This window comes from Actinoplanes sp. NPDC024001 (assembly GCF_040638955.1).
Taxonomy (GTDB): Bacteria; Actinomycetota; Actinomycetes; order Mycobacteriales; family Micromonosporaceae; genus Actinoplanes.
In genome coordinates this window covers 67,863-84,598 of record NZ_JBEZZB010000004.1, presented here as the reverse complement: position 1 = coordinate 84,598, position 16,736 = coordinate 67,863, and the positions used below count along the sequence as shown (strand labels likewise).

Annotated in this window: 17 protein-coding genes; 9 read left to right on the top strand and 8 right to left on the bottom strand. The window is 70.2% G+C overall.

Translation table 11 applies throughout. From position 1 onward, the window contains the following. Positions 1 to 261: 261 nt before the first annotated feature. Positions 262 to 1,041, bottom strand: a complete 780-nt coding sequence (locus AB0F81_RS03460; protein ID WP_360190246.1) for a class I SAM-dependent methyltransferase — start codon at positions 1,039 to 1,041, stop codon at positions 262 to 264. Between the two features lie 245 nt (positions 1,042 to 1,286). Here AB0F81_RS03460 and AB0F81_RS03455 point away from each other — a divergent pair, with 245 nt between their 5' ends. Continuing rightward, positions 1,287 to 2,411: a histidine kinase gene (locus tag AB0F81_RS03455; protein ID WP_360190243.1), complete on the top strand. Its 1,125-nt coding sequence runs from the start codon at positions 1,287 to 1,289 to the stop codon at positions 2,409 to 2,411. Then, positions 2,402 to 3,040, top strand: coding sequence for a response regulator transcription factor (locus AB0F81_RS03450; RefSeq protein WP_360190240.1), 639 nt, complete (start codon positions 2,402 to 2,404; stop codon positions 3,038 to 3,040). The genes AB0F81_RS03455 and AB0F81_RS03450 overlap by 10 nt, the downstream gene beginning before the upstream one ends. 122 nt (positions 3,041 to 3,162) lie before the next feature. Here the strand turns inward: AB0F81_RS03450 and AB0F81_RS03445 are convergent, their stop codons facing one another. The 3 genes from AB0F81_RS03445 to AB0F81_RS03435 form a co-directional block, all read right to left on the bottom strand. After that, positions 3,163 to 5,691 (bottom strand): FtsX-like permease family protein, encoded by a 2,529-nt coding sequence (locus tag AB0F81_RS03445; RefSeq protein ID WP_360190237.1) that lies wholly within the window; start codon positions 5,689 to 5,691, stop codon positions 3,163 to 3,165. Then, positions 5,691 to 6,449: an ABC transporter ATP-binding protein gene (locus AB0F81_RS03440; RefSeq protein WP_360190234.1), complete on the bottom strand. Its 759-nt coding sequence runs from the start codon at positions 6,447 to 6,449 to the stop codon at positions 5,691 to 5,693. Before AB0F81_RS03440 ends, AB0F81_RS03445 begins: the two co-directional genes overlap by 1 nt. A 127-nt stretch (positions 6,450 to 6,576) precedes the next feature. Next, on the bottom strand, positions 6,577 to 7,020 hold the full coding sequence (locus AB0F81_RS03435) for a hypothetical protein (protein WP_360190231.1): 444 nt from the start codon (positions 7,018 to 7,020) through the stop codon (positions 6,577 to 6,579). Between the two features lie 163 nt (positions 7,021 to 7,183). Here AB0F81_RS03435 and AB0F81_RS03430 point away from each other — a divergent pair, with 163 nt between their 5' ends. The 4 genes from AB0F81_RS03430 (at position 7,184) to AB0F81_RS03415 (ending at position 9,386) form a co-directional block, all read left to right on the top strand. Further along, complete coding sequence (locus tag AB0F81_RS03430) at positions 7,184 to 7,747, top strand: GAF domain-containing protein (RefSeq protein WP_360190228.1); 564 nt, start codon at positions 7,184 to 7,186, stop codon at positions 7,745 to 7,747. A gap of 138 nt (positions 7,748 to 7,885) precedes the next feature. Next, positions 7,886 to 8,668 carry a hypothetical protein gene (locus tag AB0F81_RS03425; RefSeq protein WP_360190225.1) on the top strand — a complete coding sequence of 261 codons (783 nt, stop codon included), beginning with the start codon at positions 7,886 to 7,888 and terminating at the stop codon, positions 8,666 to 8,668. Positions 8,669 to 8,709: 41 nt separating this feature from the next. Beyond that, a complete protein-coding gene (locus AB0F81_RS03420) occupies positions 8,710 to 9,039 on the top strand; it encodes a hypothetical protein (protein ID WP_360190222.1) in 330 nt (109 codons plus the stop codon). Further along, positions 9,036 to 9,386 (top strand): hypothetical protein, encoded by a 351-nt coding sequence (locus AB0F81_RS03415; protein ID WP_360190219.1) that lies wholly within the window; start codon positions 9,036 to 9,038, stop codon positions 9,384 to 9,386. The genes AB0F81_RS03420 and AB0F81_RS03415 overlap by 4 nt, the downstream gene beginning before the upstream one ends. A gap of 16 nt (positions 9,387 to 9,402) precedes the next feature. Here the strand turns inward: AB0F81_RS03415 and AB0F81_RS03410 are convergent, their stop codons facing one another. Then, the gene (locus AB0F81_RS03410; RefSeq protein ID WP_360190216.1) at positions 9,403 to 10,200 is read right to left on the bottom strand and encodes an alpha/beta fold hydrolase; all 798 of its coding nucleotides are present in this window, start codon (positions 10,198 to 10,200) and stop codon (positions 9,403 to 9,405) included. Positions 10,201 to 10,251: 51 nt separating this feature from the next. Further along, a complete protein-coding gene (locus tag AB0F81_RS03405; protein ID WP_360190213.1) occupies positions 10,252 to 10,731 on the bottom strand; it encodes an LURP-one-related family protein in 480 nt (159 codons plus the stop codon). A gap of 84 nt (positions 10,732 to 10,815) precedes the next feature. On the opposite strand from AB0F81_RS03405, the gene AB0F81_RS03400 reads away from it, so the two are divergent. From AB0F81_RS03400 to AB0F81_RS03390, 3 genes are all read left to right on the top strand, one after another. Next, entirely contained in the window at positions 10,816 to 11,202 is a 387-nt protein-coding gene (locus AB0F81_RS03400; RefSeq protein WP_360190210.1) for a DUF6394 family protein, read from the top strand. 7 nt (positions 11,203 to 11,209) lie between these two features. Further along, positions 11,210 to 12,970 carry an NAD-binding protein gene (locus AB0F81_RS03395; protein ID WP_360190207.1) on the top strand — a complete coding sequence of 587 codons (1,761 nt, stop codon included), beginning with the start codon at positions 11,210 to 11,212 and terminating at the stop codon, positions 12,968 to 12,970. A 189-nt stretch (positions 12,971 to 13,159) separates the two neighbouring features. Then, complete coding sequence (locus AB0F81_RS03390) at positions 13,160 to 14,008, top strand: formate/nitrite transporter family protein (protein ID WP_360190204.1); 849 nt, start codon at positions 13,160 to 13,162, stop codon at positions 14,006 to 14,008. 13 nt (positions 14,009 to 14,021) lie between these two features. Here AB0F81_RS03390 and AB0F81_RS03385 read toward each other — a convergent pair whose 3' ends face one another. Both AB0F81_RS03385 and AB0F81_RS03380 read right to left on the bottom strand, forming a co-directional pair. Next, on the bottom strand, positions 14,022 to 14,441 hold the full coding sequence (locus tag AB0F81_RS03385; protein WP_360190201.1) for a hypothetical protein: 420 nt from the start codon (positions 14,439 to 14,441) through the stop codon (positions 14,022 to 14,024). A 129-nt stretch (positions 14,442 to 14,570) separates the two neighbouring features. Next, positions 14,571 to 16,640, bottom strand: a complete 2,070-nt coding sequence (locus AB0F81_RS03380) for a galactose oxidase-like domain-containing protein (RefSeq protein WP_360190198.1) — start codon at positions 16,638 to 16,640, stop codon at positions 14,571 to 14,573. Positions 16,641 to 16,736: the final 96 nt, after the last annotated feature.

Genomic DNA, 16,736 nt, shown 5'->3' with positions numbered 1-16,736 from the left:
GCAGCCGCCCCGTGCGGCTGACACCCAGAGTCCCCTCACCCCACACGAAACAGCCCTCAACAGCAGCCGCCCCGTGCGGCTGACACCCAGAGTCCCTGCACTCCCTCGGAAACAGCCCTGAGCGGCAGCTGACTGGAGGGCTCCGGGGTGGGCTCTTCCTGCCTCGCACGGCTGGTCACAGCAGACCTGGCGTGGAAGCTGCTCTAGAGGTGAGCAGCGCGAGCGTAGGGGGAAATCGGCACGCCGGTTCCCCGCTCCGCTTCAGTTCTCGGCTTTCCTTTTGGCGAGCAGCTGCAGGGCGTTCGCCGGGTTGGCGTTCATCGTTTGGACGGCGATCTCGCGGGTGGCGGCGATCGCGAAGCTGTCGCGCAGGAGATCATGCAGCCACTCGGCGCTGTGGTGCCGGCAGACAGCGCCGTCGCTGGTCTCGAAGACGCCGTAGGTGCCGTAGGCCGCCGCGTCCCGTTCGTATCGGGCCACGTTGCGCCGGTCGGCCTGCAGCAGCAGATCGCTGACATACAGCAGACCGCCCGGCCGGAGAACACGGGCGAGCTCACCCACGAGTTGCTGCTGTCCCGCATCGCTGGGGACGCAGGTGAGCACGGCGATGAGAAGCACCGCGTCGACGCTGCCGTCCGGGTACGGCAAAGCCGGCGGGTCGAGCAGCACGCGGAAGCCGAGTTCGGGATGACTGCACCGGGCGCGTTCGATGAGGCTCGGCGACGTGTCGACGCCCTCCACGTCGCGGAATCCTTGCTGCCGCGCCAGCCCGGTGACCCGCCCATAGCCGCAGCCGTAGTCAACGATCCGGGCCGAGGCGGCCAGCCCCGACAGCCAGGTGAAGTCGATCGGATGGGTGAAGGTCTTCGCAGCGCCCGAGGTGTCCCAGTAACCGCGTTGATTGTCCAGCTCCGGCACGCCAGCGATCGTCTCATGCGGAATCACTGCGACGGCCCCGTCAGAACGGTCCGCCGTCGTACGCATCCCGGATTTTCTCCCCGTGCAGATCCGCCGCCGACCTGTAGAACGTGCCGCCTTCATTCGCTTGAGCGCCGCGATGGCCGGGTGTGGCGGCAGAACCGCGCGGCAGTCGTGGAACCGGTCGGCGCAACAGGGCGCTGAGCAGCACATACAGCCTCCCGGTGTCGACCGTCACCACGCCCGCCAACGCCCAGTTCGACGTGCCTCGATGCACAACCGGACGCCAGCCCGTACCTGCTGGTGCCGAGCGACACTGGGAGGCCTGTGGTTCGTGCATCGAGTGCCGTTCCAGGTACAAGTGGAGCGTGCTGAAACGGGGTGTGCGGGCTACGGGTTACCTGCTGGGCACGCTGGGCACCGCCGCGGTGACGCTGGTGGGGCTGCCGCTGTTGTGCGTGCCCGCCGTCGGGCGGCCGTGGGCAGGCCGGCACCGCCGGTGGGCCGGGCGGATCCGCGGCGTCACGGTGCCGCCGGGCCAGCCGCTGCGCCGCTGGTACTGGGTCTGGCTTCCGGCACACGTGGTGGCCGGGCTGGCCGCCGGGCTGCTCACGGTGCTGGCCGTCGGCAACCTGCTGACCGCCATGGTGGTGACCCCGCTGTGGTGGGCGTTCCCGGCCGACGAGCCGGCCAAGCTCTTCTTCGACGTGCCGGTGCGGGACTGGGGCACTGCCCTGGCCCTCGGTGCGGCGGAGATCGTCGTACTCTCCGCGGTGGTGTTCCTGCTGTTGCCGCTGCTGGCCGACGGGTATGCCAGGGCCACGCTGGCACTGCTGGCCCCGTCGCCGGCCGAGCGGCTCGCCGACCGGGTCGAGGTGCTGACCCGGACCCGGGCGGACGTGCTGGAGGCGCACAGCGCCGAACTGCGCCGCATCGAACGGGACCTGCACGACGGCACGCAGGCCCGGCTGGTCGCGATCGCGATGCGGCTGGCGGTGGCCCGGGACGCGCTGCCGGACGACCCGGCGCTGGTGGATCGGCTGCTGCGGGAGGCACACGAGAGCACCGAGGAGGCAATGACCGAGTTGCGGGACGTGATCCGTACGATGTACCCGCCGATCCTGGCCGACCGTGGACTGGCCGGCGCGCTCCGCACGGTGGCCGCCCGCAGCGGGATCCGCACCGACGTGGAGGTCGGCGAGTTGGGGAAGGTGCCGGCGGCGGTGGAGGCGGTGGCGTATTTCGCGGCCGCTGAGGCGCTCACCAACGTGACCAAGCACAGCCGGGCCGATGCGGCCGTGGTCCGTGCTCACCGGCACGGCGACCAGCTCTCGATCGTGATCCGCGACGACGGCGCCGGCGGTGCGGACGAGGCGGCCGGCAGTGGCCTGGCCGGGATCCGCCGCCGGGCGGAGGCTCTGGACGGCGTCGTCACCGTTTCCAGCCCGCCGGGCGGGCCGACCACACTCACCGTGGAGTTGCCGTGCGGGTAGTCATCGCCGAGGACAACGTGCTGCTCTCCTCCGGCCTGGAGCTGCTGCTGGCCCGCCGCGGTTTCGAGGTCGTGGCGACCGCCACCGACGCGGACGCCTTCCTCGCCGCGGTCGGCGAGCACCGCCCGGACGTGACGATTGTGGACGTACGCCTGCCGCCGTCGTTCCGCGACGAGGGCATCCGTGCCGCGCTGCGCGCCCGCCGCGACCATCCCGGTCTGCCCGTGCTGGTGCTGTCCCAGTACGTCGAGCACGAGTACGCCTCGGAGCTGCTCGCCAGCGCCCCGACCGGGGTGGGCTATCTGCTCAAGGACCGGGTGAGCCGGGTCGACGAGTTCGTCGACGCCCTGCGACGGGTTGCCGCCGGCGGCACCGCGCTGGATCCGGAGGTGGTCGCCCAACTGCTGAACCGCCGCAGCGACCCGCTCGCCACGCTGACCCGCCGGGAGCGGGAGTTGCTGGCATTGATGGCGCAGGGACACGACAACGCCACGATCGCGGCCCGGCTGTTCATCACCGACAACGCGGTGCACAAACACATCAGCAACATCTTCGCCAAGCTGGGCCTGGCAGCCACCGACAGCGGTCACCGCCGGGTGCTCGCCGTCCTCGCCTACCTGCGAGCCTGACCGCCACCCGAGCCCGACTAGGAAGTAAACGAGCCGCAGCCCGCCGCCCGAGCCCGACGGCGAGTCAGCGGGCCGCAACCCGCCACCCGAGCCCGCCGAGCGCGTCAGCGAGCCGCAACCCGTCACTCGCGTACGCCGATCGCGTCGACGGGCTGGGGCCGCATGGCGAGCCGAGTCGCGATCATGATGCCGGACCAGCCGAGCAGCGCGGCGACACCGACGATGCCCAAGTAGGCCAGCGGTGGGACGGAAGGCAACACCGTCCGGGTCAGCCCGAGACTCGTACCGATCAGCGCCGGAATCGCGGCCAGCGTGCCGATGAGGACGGCCGCAACCACGATGATCCGTGTCTCGCTGCGCATCATCGCGCGCACCTGCCGCCGGGTGGCGCCGACCAGTTGCAGCAGGGCGAACTCGCGGATGCGTGCCGCGGTGGCCATCACCAGCGTGTTCACGACGGCAATCGCCAGATAGCCGAGCAGAACCGCGTTGAGGAGGTAACCGACCGCCGACTCACCGGCGGCGGCTTCCCGCTGTGCGGCGGCGAACGCCTCACGGTCGTCGACCCGAACCGTCGGAAAAGGCTCGACGGCGGAGCGCAGCTCATCCGCCGCCCCATCAGCCGCCGCGACCAGCATCGCGAAGTCCAGCCGGTTGGTCGTGTGCTCCAGGACCAGGTCGTGCGGCAGGGTGACGTCGCCGAGGCCGAGTCCCCGCTCGTAGACCGCCACCACCGTGGGCCGGATCGGCGTGCCGTCACCCAGATACAGATCGACGGTGTCACCGAGCCCCACGCCGAGGGTGCCGGCCGCGATCCGGCTCACCGCCACCGTGTCGCCCCGCAGCCGCGCCACGTCGCCGTCGAGCACGTCGGGGTCCATCGTTTCGGCGAGCCGCTCGCCGCTGACGCCCTGCACCGCATAGGGCCGGAACTGCCGGTCGTCCCCCGAGCCGAACGTCGCCAGTGCCCGGGTGCGCACCACCGGGGTGACCGCCGAGACACCGGGCACACCCCGCAGCACCTCAGCGATCTCGGGCGACAGTCCGGCCGATGTGGACGTGACGACATAGTCCGCACGCAGCCCGTCGACCGCCTGATCCCGCGCGGCCGCGCTCGCCGTCGTACCACTGAACAGCTGGCCGGCGGCGAGGGTGATGCCCATGATCAGCGGGGTGGTCGCGGCGGCGAGCCGCCGCGAGTTGGCGTGCGCGTTCGCCGTTGCGAGGAACCCGCTGGCGCCCGCCCGGCGGTTGAGCCACGGCCCGAGCAGTGTGACCGCACCGCCGAGCAGCCGCGGCCCCAGCAGCGCGATGGCGAAGACCAGCAGGAACGCCGAGAAGGCGGCGCTTTCCGCGGCCCCTTCGCCGGGAAGCTCCAGCGGCAGCCAGATCGCGGCGGCGAGACCGGCCGGGATCAGCAGCACGCCGACGGTCAACCGCACCCCTCCGAGCTCGGGCGGTTCCACGGCGGCCTCGCCGAGCGCGTCCACCGGCTTGAGCTTGGCCGCACGCCGCGCGGCTATCCAGCCGCCCGAGCGAGCGGCGACCAGGCACAGCACGATCGCCACCAGGACGGGCAGCGGCCCGATCGTCAGTGCGAAATCCCCGGGTACGGCGCCGACCAGCACGAACGCCTCACGGAGGAGGATGCTCAGCCCGATGCCCGGGATCGCCCCCAGCACCGCCCCGAGCGTGCCCACCACCGTCGTCTCGGCGGCGATCAGGCCGAGCACCTGTTTCGGGGTGGCGCCGATGGCTCGCAGCAGTGCCACTTCGCGCAGCCGCTGCCGCACCGACAGGGCGAGCGTGCTCGCCACAACGATCATGATGATCAGGACCATGCTGCCGCCGAACGCCAGCGCCAGCTCGCTGACGAACGACCGTGTGCTGCCGATGTCGAGAAATTCCGCCTCGCTGCGGTCGCCGCCGGTGTGGACGACCACCCCGGGAACGGCCGCCTCGATCGCATCCGCCAGCTGTGCGCCGCCGGCACCGGGCGCGGCCAGCACGCCGATCGTGTCCACCCGGTCTGGTCGGCCGGTCAGTTCCCGGGCCCGGTCGTCGGTGAAGAACAGCGCAGACTGCCGGCCGGTTTCTCCGCCGGGCAGGCCGGCGATGCCGCTCACCCGGTAGGTCGAGGCGTGGGAGCCGACCGCGAGCCGAACCGATCCACCGACGGTGACGCCGGCGCGCTCGGCCAGCGCGGCATCCAGCGCGACCTCCTCCGGCCCGGCCGGAGCCCGGCCGGCGGTCATGGTGAACGGGGCGAGCGCCGCCGACTGCCAGCCGTGCCCGAGCGCCGGGGCTCCCTCCCCCGTCAGGACGCTGACCGGCACCGAGACGTCGGCGATCGCCGCCCGCACGCCCGGCACACGCGCGATGTCGCCGACCCGGCCGACCGGCAGGGTGGCCCGCTCGCTGAACCGCGGATCCACGTCGTCGGCCACCGGCAGCGCCTGCGGAGCGGCGACCACCAGATCGGCGGCCCGGTAGCGCTCGGCCGGCACACCGGCTCGTTCGCTGCTCTCCAGCAGGATGCCGCAGGCCGTGATCACCGCTGAGCCGAACAGCACCGCGACGAACGCGGCGACGAACCCGCCCCGGCGTCCCCTGATCGTGCTCCAGGCCAGCGCCAGCGTGCGCCTCGACATCACGCCGGCTCCCCCAGGTGCGTCATCCGCTCGGCGATCTGCTCGGCGGACGGGCGGACCATCTCGCCGGCCAGCCGTCCGTCGGCGAGGAAGAGCACGGTGTCCGCATACGCCGCCGCGACCGGATCGTGCGTCACCATCAGGACGGTCTGCCCGAGCTCGTCGACGATCCGCCGCAGCAGCGCCAGAACCTGCCGGCCACTGCGGCTGTCCAGCGCGCCGGTCGGCTCGTCGGCGCAGACCAGGTCGGGCTGGTTGACGAGGGCCCGGGCGATGGCCACCCGCTGCTGCTGCCCGCCGGAGAGCTGACTCGGCCGCCGGTCGCGATGCTCGGCGAGCCCGACCGCGGCCAGGACACGCGCCAGGTACTCCTCGTCGACCGGCCGCTCGGCAAGCCGGACGGGCAGCGTCACGTTGTCGGCCACACTCAGCGCCCCGAGCAAGTTGTACGCCTGGAAGACGAACCCGATCCGATCACGCCGCAGCTCGGTCAACTCGGTCTCCGACAGGCCGGACAGGTCGGTGTCCCCGAGCAGGACCCGCCCGGACGTCGGCCGGTCCAGCCCCGCCGCGCAGTGCAGGAACGTGCTCTTGCCGGACCCGGACGGCCCCATCACGGCGGTGAAGGACCCGCGCGCGAACCCGGTCGTCACCGCGTCGAGCGCACGGACCGATCCGTACTCCTTCGAAACCGCATCCAGTCGCACTGCGGTGAGCGTCTGCCCGGCATGGTCGGTGGTCGGTGACAGCAGTTCCATGCCGTTCGACGCTAGGCCGTAGGCGCGGCGGATCCGCTACCCCGAGCAACCGGGAATCTCCTACAGCTGGCTGTAGTGCCCGAGGCAAGCTGGTGTGCAGCGGACGGCGCCGCGCCGATGGTTGCGGTCAGCGCCAGACCGTGAAGCGAACCCGCTGCGGTGCGGGGTCGATGTAGTCGACCTGGTACAGCACTCGGAACTCGGTCCCGTCGGGCACATCGGTGGCCAGCACCGTGCGCTGACGCGGCCGTACGGAACAGGCCTGCACCGGCTCGCTGTAGGTGGCCTCACCGTCGGCGCCCAGGTACGCGATCAGGAACGTCTGGCATTTGTCGGCCGGATTGCGAACGTCGCGGATGTGCGAGACGGAGATGGTGGAGCAGGCGGAGTCCGGCACGGTCACCGGGGTGGAGGCGATCCGGCCGCCCTCGTAGAAGGCGGTGCCGGGCCGCGCCGGCGCACACCGGGATCCATCGGCGGTCGAGGGATGCGCAGCGGCGGCGGTCGCGGACGCGAGCAGGGCCGCGCCCGTCACGGTCAGGATGGTGATGATGCTTGCGGGTCTTCTCATGCAGCGAACAGTCCTCCGATCCCGGCAGATCATGACGAAGCGGCCGGACCGTGGCACGTAGCCGGGAGGCCGCCGGACCGGACACGGTGTGCGACATTCCGGCTCACCATGCTCACTACGCTCAATGTGACTGTGAGTGATCATTTGAATGAGGAGGGTTTCCATGAGGTGCAGCGGTACCTATGAGTACCTGGACAGCACCGGCCCCGAGGAGCAGGCACGGCTCCAGGCCGTACGCCGCTATCAGCTGGTGGACGAGCCGGTCGAGGACACGTACGAACGGATCGCGTTCATCGCCGCCGCGCTCTTCGACACTCCGATCGCGACGGTGTCGCTGGTCGAGCAGCATCGCGTCTGGCTGGTCGCCACCTACGGGCTGCCCGGCGTCCGCGAGGTCGGCCCCGAACCCGGCCTGTGCGGGTCGGCGATCGCGCAGGACGGCGTCTACGTGGTCACCAACGCGGCCACCGACCCGCGGACGCACGCGCATCCGCTGGTCCGCGGTGAGCTGGGCCTGCGGTTCTACGCGGGCGCGCCGATCCGCGCCCACGACGGCTACCGGCTGGGCACCGTCAACGTGATCGACAGCCGGCCACGCGAGGCGCGCGAACACCAGGTGACCGCACTGCAGCACCTGGCCGCGACCGTGTCCGACGAGCTCGAACTGCGCCTGATGGTGATCCGCAGTGCGATGGCCGAGCAGCGGATGCGCGACACGCTCAACTGAGCCAGGACTGCCCCAGGGGTCACATCGACACGCAAGCGGTTTTAGACCGCCTTCCACTACGATTCCTCGCCCATTCCCAGGGCTTCTCAGGGTGGGACGCGCACGTTCGCGGGTTACCGGCTTGCGTAAGATCCGACGATGCAACTGAGCAAAGTCCTGGAACAGCACATTGCCGTGTTCGGGGAGAGCGGCAGCGGTAAGACCGTTCTGCTCTCCTCTTTCTACGGGGCCACCCAGGAGCCGGAATACCTCAAGCGGAATCTGTTCCACATCCTGGCGGACGATATCGGCCAAGGGAATCGGTTGCACCGGAACTATCTGGGCATGAGAAATTCGGCGCAGGTGCCCCAAACCAACCGATTCTCCGCCACGTCCTACTCCTTCTCGGTCAAACTGCGCGACGACCCCAACGCCGCGACGATGAAGGCCAGGCCGTTCGACGCCGTGCGCCTCGTCTGGCACGACTATCCGGGGGAATGGTTCGAGCAGGGCGTGAGCGGGACTGAGGAGGCCCAGCGCCGGGTCGACACGTTCAAGTCTCTGCTGAGCTCCGACGTCGCTCTCCTGCTGGTCGACGGTCAACGGCTGCTGGACAACGCCGGCGAGGAGGAGCGATACCTGAAGTCGCTGCTGACCAATCTCCGCAACTCGCTGCTGTTACTCAAGGACGACCTGCTGGAGGACGGCAAGCCGCTCGTCGAGTTCCCGCGGATCTGGATGCTGGCGCTGTCGAAGGCCGATCTGCTCCCGGGCATGGACGTGTTCGCGTTCCGCGAGCTGCTCGTCGAGAAGGCCAGCGACGAGATGGAGGAACTGCGAAAGGTCCTCGCCGGACTGGTGGAGGGCAGCGACGCGCTGTCGGTGGGTGAGGATTTCGTCCTCTTGTCGTCGGCGAAGTTCGAGCGGGCCGGATCGAGCTGACCGAGCGGGTCGGGCTGGATCTGGTCCTGCCGCTGGCCGCCATGCTTCCCTTCGAACGGCACGTCCGGTGGACGCAGATGCAGCAAGTCCCTGGGAAAGTGCTCGCAAGTCTGCTCGCCGGCGCCGGAGGCCTGGCCGCCGGGCTGATCGGGCGCAAAGGGATCTCGCTGCCCGGCCCGCTCGGTCAGCTGATGAGTCGCTTCGGCCCGGATCTCGTGAACGAGGCGGTCAGGGTCGCCGGGGACAAACTCAAGGAGATGAACGCCGAGGCGCTGGTCAAGCATGAGTACCTGACCGCCACGTTGACCGGTTTCCGGATGGACCTGGACAAGGCTGAAGAAGAGCGCATCCTTTTCCGGAGCCTGCGATGAGTCTCATCTGGGCCACTCGTGGGCGGACCTGGGGTTTCCGGTTTCTCCTGAAAGGGGGATTCGAGGATCCGCTCCCGGAATACGACGCCGCCTTCTCCGGAGCCGGGGATGACCCGGAGATCTGCCACCGTGCCGGCGCGCGGGTAGCGCTGCGCTTCCCGGACCCCCAGGGCCGGAAAGACGCGGCCGGTCGGGTCATCCCGCATGAATTCGTCGTCTCCGGGCCCCTGACCGAGCAGATCGCAACCGTGGAGGACGGATTTCGGGTGATCTGGGGCCGGCCCGAGGTGGCCGGCGAATTCGAGCGAATCTGGCAGTCGCCCGAACCGCCTCCGGCTCACGGATGAGTCATTACGCCCCGGCTCATCCCGTGGTGGGCGGGTGGGACAGCGACTCACCGGGTGCCTCCCCGGCCGGCGTCGTCGCGGCCCACCAGGTGAGGACGCGGTCGACCACCGGCTCGGGGTTGCGCACCCAGTAGATGTGATCGTTGCTCGCGCCCTCCGGGACGTCCTCGTGGCGATAGAGCCACGTCGTCACCGACTCGGGCGCGAACAGGCGGTCGCTGAAGCGGGAGACCGCCGGCGGCGGCGCCAGGCGGTCGCCCTCCAGGGCGACCACCAGCGCGGGCGTGCCGACCGGCGCCGCGACCGGGAACGGGGTGCGGCCGGTCACGGCCATCCGGGCCCACTCACGCATCAGGGTGCGGGCGCCGGGACCGCCGAAAGCCGGCTTGGGCAGGTGGCCGAAGAGCGCGGTCAGCACGGGCACGATCACCCAGCCCATCACGACCAGGTGCGGGCCGCCGTACGGATAGTCCCGGTGATAGGGCAGGCACGTGCCGACCGTGACCATCCCGTCGGCCGGGAGCTGGTTGATCTGGTGGCCGGCGGCCAGCTGGCCGCCCAGGCTGTGACCGAGCAGGATCACCGGGCGGCCAGGCGTCCCGGCGCGCGCCGCGGCCACCGCCGAGGCGATGTCGGCGATCTCGTCGCGGTAGGACCAGTCATGCCGGCGCGACGCCGCGGGCGAGCCGGGTTCAAAACCGCGGCGTGGCAGGGCGCGGGCCGCCCAGCCGCGTGCCTCGAACGCCTCGACGAGCGGCCGGTAGTACCGCGAGCCGATGCCCATCGCGGGTGAGATCAGCACGATTGGCGTCAACGTGGTCGTTCCCTTGGTCCGGCGGAAGGATCAAGGCGCCACGGTAGCCGATCATGCGTCCCGGGACATCGCCACGTCCAGGGCCAGCACCGACGCCAGGATCAGCAGGTGGTCCTCGCCCTCGGCGATCCGCACGCCGTAGGTGTCGCGGATGCTGAACCAGCGCTTGGACACCGAGGCGACCTCGGCGCCCTCGCGTTCGATGGTGAACTCGTGGTCCAGCAAGTTGCCCGTGACCTCGAGGTCGCCCGGCCCCGGGACGTCGACGGTGAACTTCTCCCGGAACGGGGTGAACAGCTTCTTGCGCAGCTCAGCTGCCTTCTGGCCGCCGATGCTGATCTCGTACGTCGGGCGCAGCGCCACCAGGTGCCGGTGGACCTGGGCGAGTTCCTGGCCGTCGAGGTCACGGATGACGAGCCGATTCCGCAGGGTCAGCACCTTCCCGTCGACGCGGAGGAGCTTCTGACCGTTCTCGTCCGTGATGTCGAAGTCGTTGCCGATGTCGAAGAAGCGCTCCCGGATCAGATACATGTCCCCATCCTCGCGGCAGTGCGCCAGGCGTGCAGCGCGGCTACCGGGGCGTTAGCGTGAGTCGTCCGACTCCCGGGAGTGTTCATGAGTCTGGAAAAGGTGATCTTCGGGTTCTTCGTCCTGCTGGCGGCGACCCTGAACTTCGGCTTCTTCATCGGCGACATCGACGACCCGACGCTGCACAACGAGTACGAGTTGTTCGCCGCCGTGGTGGTGAACCTGATCGCCACCGTGCTGAAGTTCGGCGACCGCACCCAGATCGGCGCGGTGCACCTGGCCACCAGCCTGGTGGCCGACCTGCAGCTGATCGCGGCGACGCTGGCCTGGACGTGGGCGACGCAGATCTCCTCGAACGGCCTGGACGGCGAGGCGATGGCCAGCGTCGTGTCGCTGTCCGGCGGCGCCCTGCTGGCCAACATCGTCTCGGTGGTCCTGCTGGTCGTCGAGACCGTCTCCTTCCAGCGGCGCTGAGGCGACGATGTTCGGCCAGGACGAGGCCCGGCCCCGCAAGGCACGCCGGTGGACGCGGATCGCCGCGGCCGTGCAGGGCCCGCCCACCGTGTTCCTGATCCTGCGCCGCATGCGGGCCCCGTTGATCGTGCTGATCGCGATCTTCGCGATCAGCGTGCTGGGCCTCACCCTGATCCCCGGGCGGGACGACGCCGGCCAGCCGGCGCGGATGGGCTTCTTCGACGCGTTCTACTTCATGAGCTACACGGCGACGACCATCGGGTACGGCGAGATCCCGCACGAGTTCACCGGCGCCCAGCGTCTCTGGGTGATCGCGAGCATCTACCTCACCGTGATCGGGTGGGCTTACGCGATCGGGTCCCTGCTGACGCTGCTGCAGGACCGCGCATTCCGGCAGGCACTCGCCTTGCGGCGGTTCACGCGTACGGTGGCGCGCATCCGTGAGCCGTTCCTGCTGATCGCCGGGTACGGGCAGACCGGTCGGCTGCTGGGCCGTTCGCTGGACATCCTGGGCCGGCGGATCGTGGTGGTGGACACCAGCGCGGAACGGGTCGACGCGCTGGACATCGACGCCTACCGCGCCGACGTGCCGGGACTGGCCGGGGACGCCCGCAACCCGCGGACGCTGGACCATGCCGGGCTGGGCCACCCCTACTGCGAGGGGGTGCTGGCGCTCACCGACGACGACGAGGTGAACCTGGCGGTCACGATGACGGCCGCGCTGATCCGCCCGGACCTGCCGGTGATCGCCCGGACGGTGTCGCCGGCGATCGAGTACCGGATGGCCGCGTTCGGCTCCCCCACCGTGGTGAACGCGTTCGACCGGTACGGCGATCACCTGCGGATCGCCCTGCGCGCGCCGGCGTCGTACCAGTTGATGGTGTGGCTGGAGAGCGGGCCGGGCGCGCGCCTGCCGCGGCGGGGCCGGCCGCCGCGGGCCGGCCGCTGGGTGTTGTGCGGCTACGGCCGCTTCGGGCGGGAACTCACCGCGGACCTGCGCGCCGAGGGTCTCTCCGTCACGGTGATCGACATCGTGGCGGGTCCCGAGCCGGAGCCGTGGGTCGTCGTCGGCGACGGGTCGGAGCCGGGCGTGATGGCCCGCGCCGACCTGGTGAACGCGGTCGGTTTCGTGGCGGGCACCGACAACGACACCACGAACCTGTCGCTGGTGGCCGCCGCCCGGCGCATCAATCCGGAGCTGTTCGTCGCGTCCCGGCAGAACCGGCCGGAGACGGCGCCGCTGTTCGCCGCCATGGAGATCGACTCGCTGCTGGTGCCGGCCGAGGTGGTCGCGCACGAGATCTACGCGCAGTTGAGCACCCCGCTGCTGTGGCGGTTCCTGCGGGAGATGCCGGACCTCGGCGACCGGTGGGCCGCCGACATGATCGAACGCCTGCACCTGCACTGCGGCAACCGCCTGCAGGCGCTGTGGCGCACCACGCTGGACGCTGAGGACGCGCCGGCGCTCACCCGCTGGCTGCGGGACGGCCCGGCGACGATGCGCGACCTGCTGCGCCATCCCGACGACCGGGACCAGCGCCTCGACATCGTGCCGCTGCTGATCCTGCGGGACGGGCAGGCGACGCTGGGGCCCGATGACGACGTCGCGCTCCGGCCCGGTGATCAGATCCTGTTCGCCGGCCAGCCGTGGGACAAGCGGGCGCTGCTGGAGACGCTGACCATCAACTCGGTGAGCCAGTACGTCCTCCACGGCCGGCGCGTCCCGTCGAGCTGGGTCTGGCAGCGGCTGACGCATTCACCGCGCTGACCGGCGCGGTGTTACGCCGACGTTACGCAGTTCCCCATCAGCCCGTGACGCCGCGGTGAGCGCAACGTGACGGGAGCATCGATGCGCCGCAACACGCCGGAAATCGACGGTTCTCACACTACGAACCCGGGCGACCCGCCCTTTCCGACCAGTGTGGAGGAACGGCGCATGTACGTACCGCCAAGGGACTTGGCCATCAAGATGATCGACGCCGGTGAGGCGAAGGTCTTCATGTCCACCCGCGACACGTTGATCCGCGCCTACATGGCCGGCGCCATCCTCTCGCTGGCCGCGGCGTTCGCGGTCACGGTCAGCGTGCAGACCGGTGAGCCGATCATCGGCGCGATCCTCTTCCCGGTCGGCTTCTGCATGCTCTACCTGCTCGGCTTCGACCTGCTGACCGGCGTGTTCACCCTGGCCCCGCTGGCGCTGATCGACAAGCGCCCGGGCGTACGGCTGCGTTCCGTGCTGCGCAACTGGGGCCTCGTCTTCGTCGGCAACTTCGCCGGGGCGCTCACCGTGGCCCTGATGATGGCGATCATCTTCACGTTCGCCTTCACCGTCGACCCGAACGAGGTCGGCCAGGCGATCGGCAACATCGGCGAGGGCCGCACCGTCGGTTACGCCGACCACGGCGCCGCCGGCATGCTCACCCTCTTCATCCGCGGCGTGCTCTGCAACTGGATGGTCTCCACCGGGGTGGTCGGCGCGATGATGTCGAACAGCGTCACCGGCAAGGTGCTCGCCATGTGGATGCCCATCCTGGTCTTCTTCTACATGGGCTTCGAGCACTCGGTCGTGAACATGTACCTGTTCCCGTCCGGCCTGATGCTCGGCGGCGACTTCTCGATCATGGATTATCTGGTCTGGAACGAGATCCCGACGGTGATCGGCAACCTGGTCGGCGGCCTGACCTTCGTCGGGCTGACCGTTTACGTCACGCACGTCCGCACCGGTTCACGGAAGGGTTACCCGGTCTCGCCGGCGCCGCAGGGCTCAGCCAGCGTGCCGGAGAAGGTCGGTGCCGGCCGGTCCTGACCGGCACCGTTGATCAGCTGACGACGTGTGACGCATTGCCGCGGACCTGGTGAATCTGGTAGGTCTGCAGGGCTCCGGCCGGTCCGGGCGGAACGGTGAAGGCCCCGGACCGGTCGACCGTCTCCACGAGGACCGTGCTGAACTCCACCTCCTCACCCATCGACAGCCGGACGACCGGCACCAACAGGGTCATGGTCCGGCGGAACGCGTCCACCACGTCCTGGACGGTCACGGTGACCAGTTCGCCGACCGCGGTGCCGAGCCGGGTGATCTCGTCACCGCGGAAGTTGAGCTCGACCTCGGCGTCCCGGTAGGACAGCAGCGGCGCACCGGTGATGCTGGTGCTCGAGTAGTTGATGCGGATCGGTCCGGTGATGTCGAACTGGTTGGCGTCGGCAAGTGGCTTGGCGGCCGCCTCGGTGTCGTAGTTCATCGTCGCAGCGTGGCACGGTGGCGACCGGACCGTCCGACAGCCATCCGACAGCGAGTCGGATACCCGCCTGACGCGCGGCGGTTGGCGCTGCTGGTGGACCGCTTCAGCCCACCCGCCTGAGCAGCGCCGTCACCAGGTCCACTTCTGGATCGCGCTGCCGTTGCAGGTGGCGATGAGCAGCGCCGCCTTGCTGGCCGTCGAGGCCGGCGCCAGGCACAGGGTGGTGGCGGCGATCGGGCGGATCGTGCCGTCCGACCGGAACTGCCAGGTCTGCGCGGGTGTGCCGTTGCAGGTGTAGGCCCAGATGGTGCGCCCGGGTGTGTAACTGGCCTGCGGCACGTCGAGGCAGTTGCCGAGCACCCGCAGCGTGTTGTCGTCCGGCAGCCGGGTCAGCGCCTGCGCCTTGGTGTTGTTGCAGGTGTAGGCATGCAGGTAGGTGCGGATCGCGGTCGTCGCCTGCGGCACGTCGACGCACAGGCCGGCGTTGGTGCGCAGCGGGCTCATCAGCGGGTTCGGTCCCTTGGCGACCTGGACCATCTTCGCCACCGACGGGACGCCGGCCGCGTCGACGATGAACAGCATGTAGTAGCCGGGCGGCGCCACTCCCCCGTTCGGCGGGCCGGTGACCGTCAGGTTCGTGCCGCTCGTGGTGAAGCGCAGCGGCACATAGCGCTGGCCCTGGTCCACCCCGTGGGTCACGTCGGCGAGCCCGACCAGCCCGACCTTGCGGATGCCGGCGGCCTGCGGCGTCGAGACGGTGAAACTGCCGCCGATGCCGATGCCGGCCGGCGCCGTGGCGATGACCGGCCGGTCGGCCGGTGCGCCGCTGCCGTCCTTCTTGAACAGGTACGGCGGGCTGAAGTACTCGACGTTCTTCTCCAGATATCCCGCCTGCTGACAGGGCAGGCAGATCCCCCCGCCCCCGGTCATGATCCGCCCGTCCGGCAGCAGCGCGGCCGTCGAGTGGTACTGCCGGACCCGGCTCGCGCTGGACAGCACCGTCCACTGGCCGGTCGCCGGATTCCAGACCTCGGCCGCGGTCGCGGCGTTGCCCAGGTCGACCAGGCTGAACTCGGCACTGGTCATCCCGCCGGTGACCAGCACCGTGCCGTCGGGGAGCACGGTCACGTTGTGCTGGCGGCGCCCGGCCGTCATCGGCCCGGTCGGTGTGACCGCCGGGACGAGCCCGGCGTTGCTGTTCACGATCACGGCGCTGCGGGTGGGCACGTTCGCCACCCCGTTCTCGGTGATCCGGCCGCCGCCGACCACGATCGACTTGCCGATGTCGTACGTGGCGAAGCCGCCGTAGTCCCGGAAGATGTCGTCGCGCCGGCCGACCCCGGTGAGCGCGCCGACCCCCGAGGTGACCGCGATGTTCTGGGTGACGTAGGGCCCGAACAGTCCCAGCTGCGTGTCGGGCCGCGACCCCATGAACGGGTAGAGCCGCGCCATGTAGCTGGTGAACCCGGTGAGCGGCCGGACCGCGCCGTTGGTCTGATACACCTCGGCCGTCGACGGGCCGCCGCCGACGATGGCCTCCTCGCCGTTCGCCATCGTCGCGACCGACGGGTACCAGCGGGCGGCGGCCATGTCGTTGCCCCGGCTCCAGGTCTCCGCCCGCCAGTCGAAGACATAGGTCCGGACCGTGCCGGCGAGCTGGGCGTTCGCGTTGCCGCCGGCGATCAGGATGTTGCCGTTCGGCAGGTGTGCGAAGCCGGCGCAGAAGAGGTTGGTGCCCTGCAGGTCGACGCGGCGGAACGTGTCGTCGGCCGGATTCCACACCATCGCGCGGGTGAAACTGTGGTCCGGGTAGGACTCGGCCGGGTTGTCGCCGACGGAGTCCCAGATCAGCACCTTCCCGTTCGGCAGCACCGCCTCGAAGACCGGGACGACCTCGGTGGGGGTGACCCGGCTCCACTGGCCGGACTGCCCGGGGTCGGGGGCCACGGCCGCCATCGGCTCCGCGAGGCCGGGGCGCTCGCCGGTCTCCCGCTGGATCCGGTTCGCGTTTTCCCTGGTCCGCTGCTCGATGACCCGCATCGGTGTGCCGACGAGGTCCTGCGCGAGGTGGTCGGCGTCGTGGTGGTCGTGCACGTGGGCCGGCTCGCCGGCTGCCCGATGTCCCTCCCCGGGCAGGGCACCGAGCAGGAACACGGCTGCCCCGAGGCCTGCCGCAAAGAAGGCGCGACGCATACGCATCAAACACGACCCTCTGTGTTGGAACAGGGTGTGCCACCTTAACGCGCCATCAAGTCACCCATCAATGCCCCGGCACGTGTCCTCTAGCGAAACACC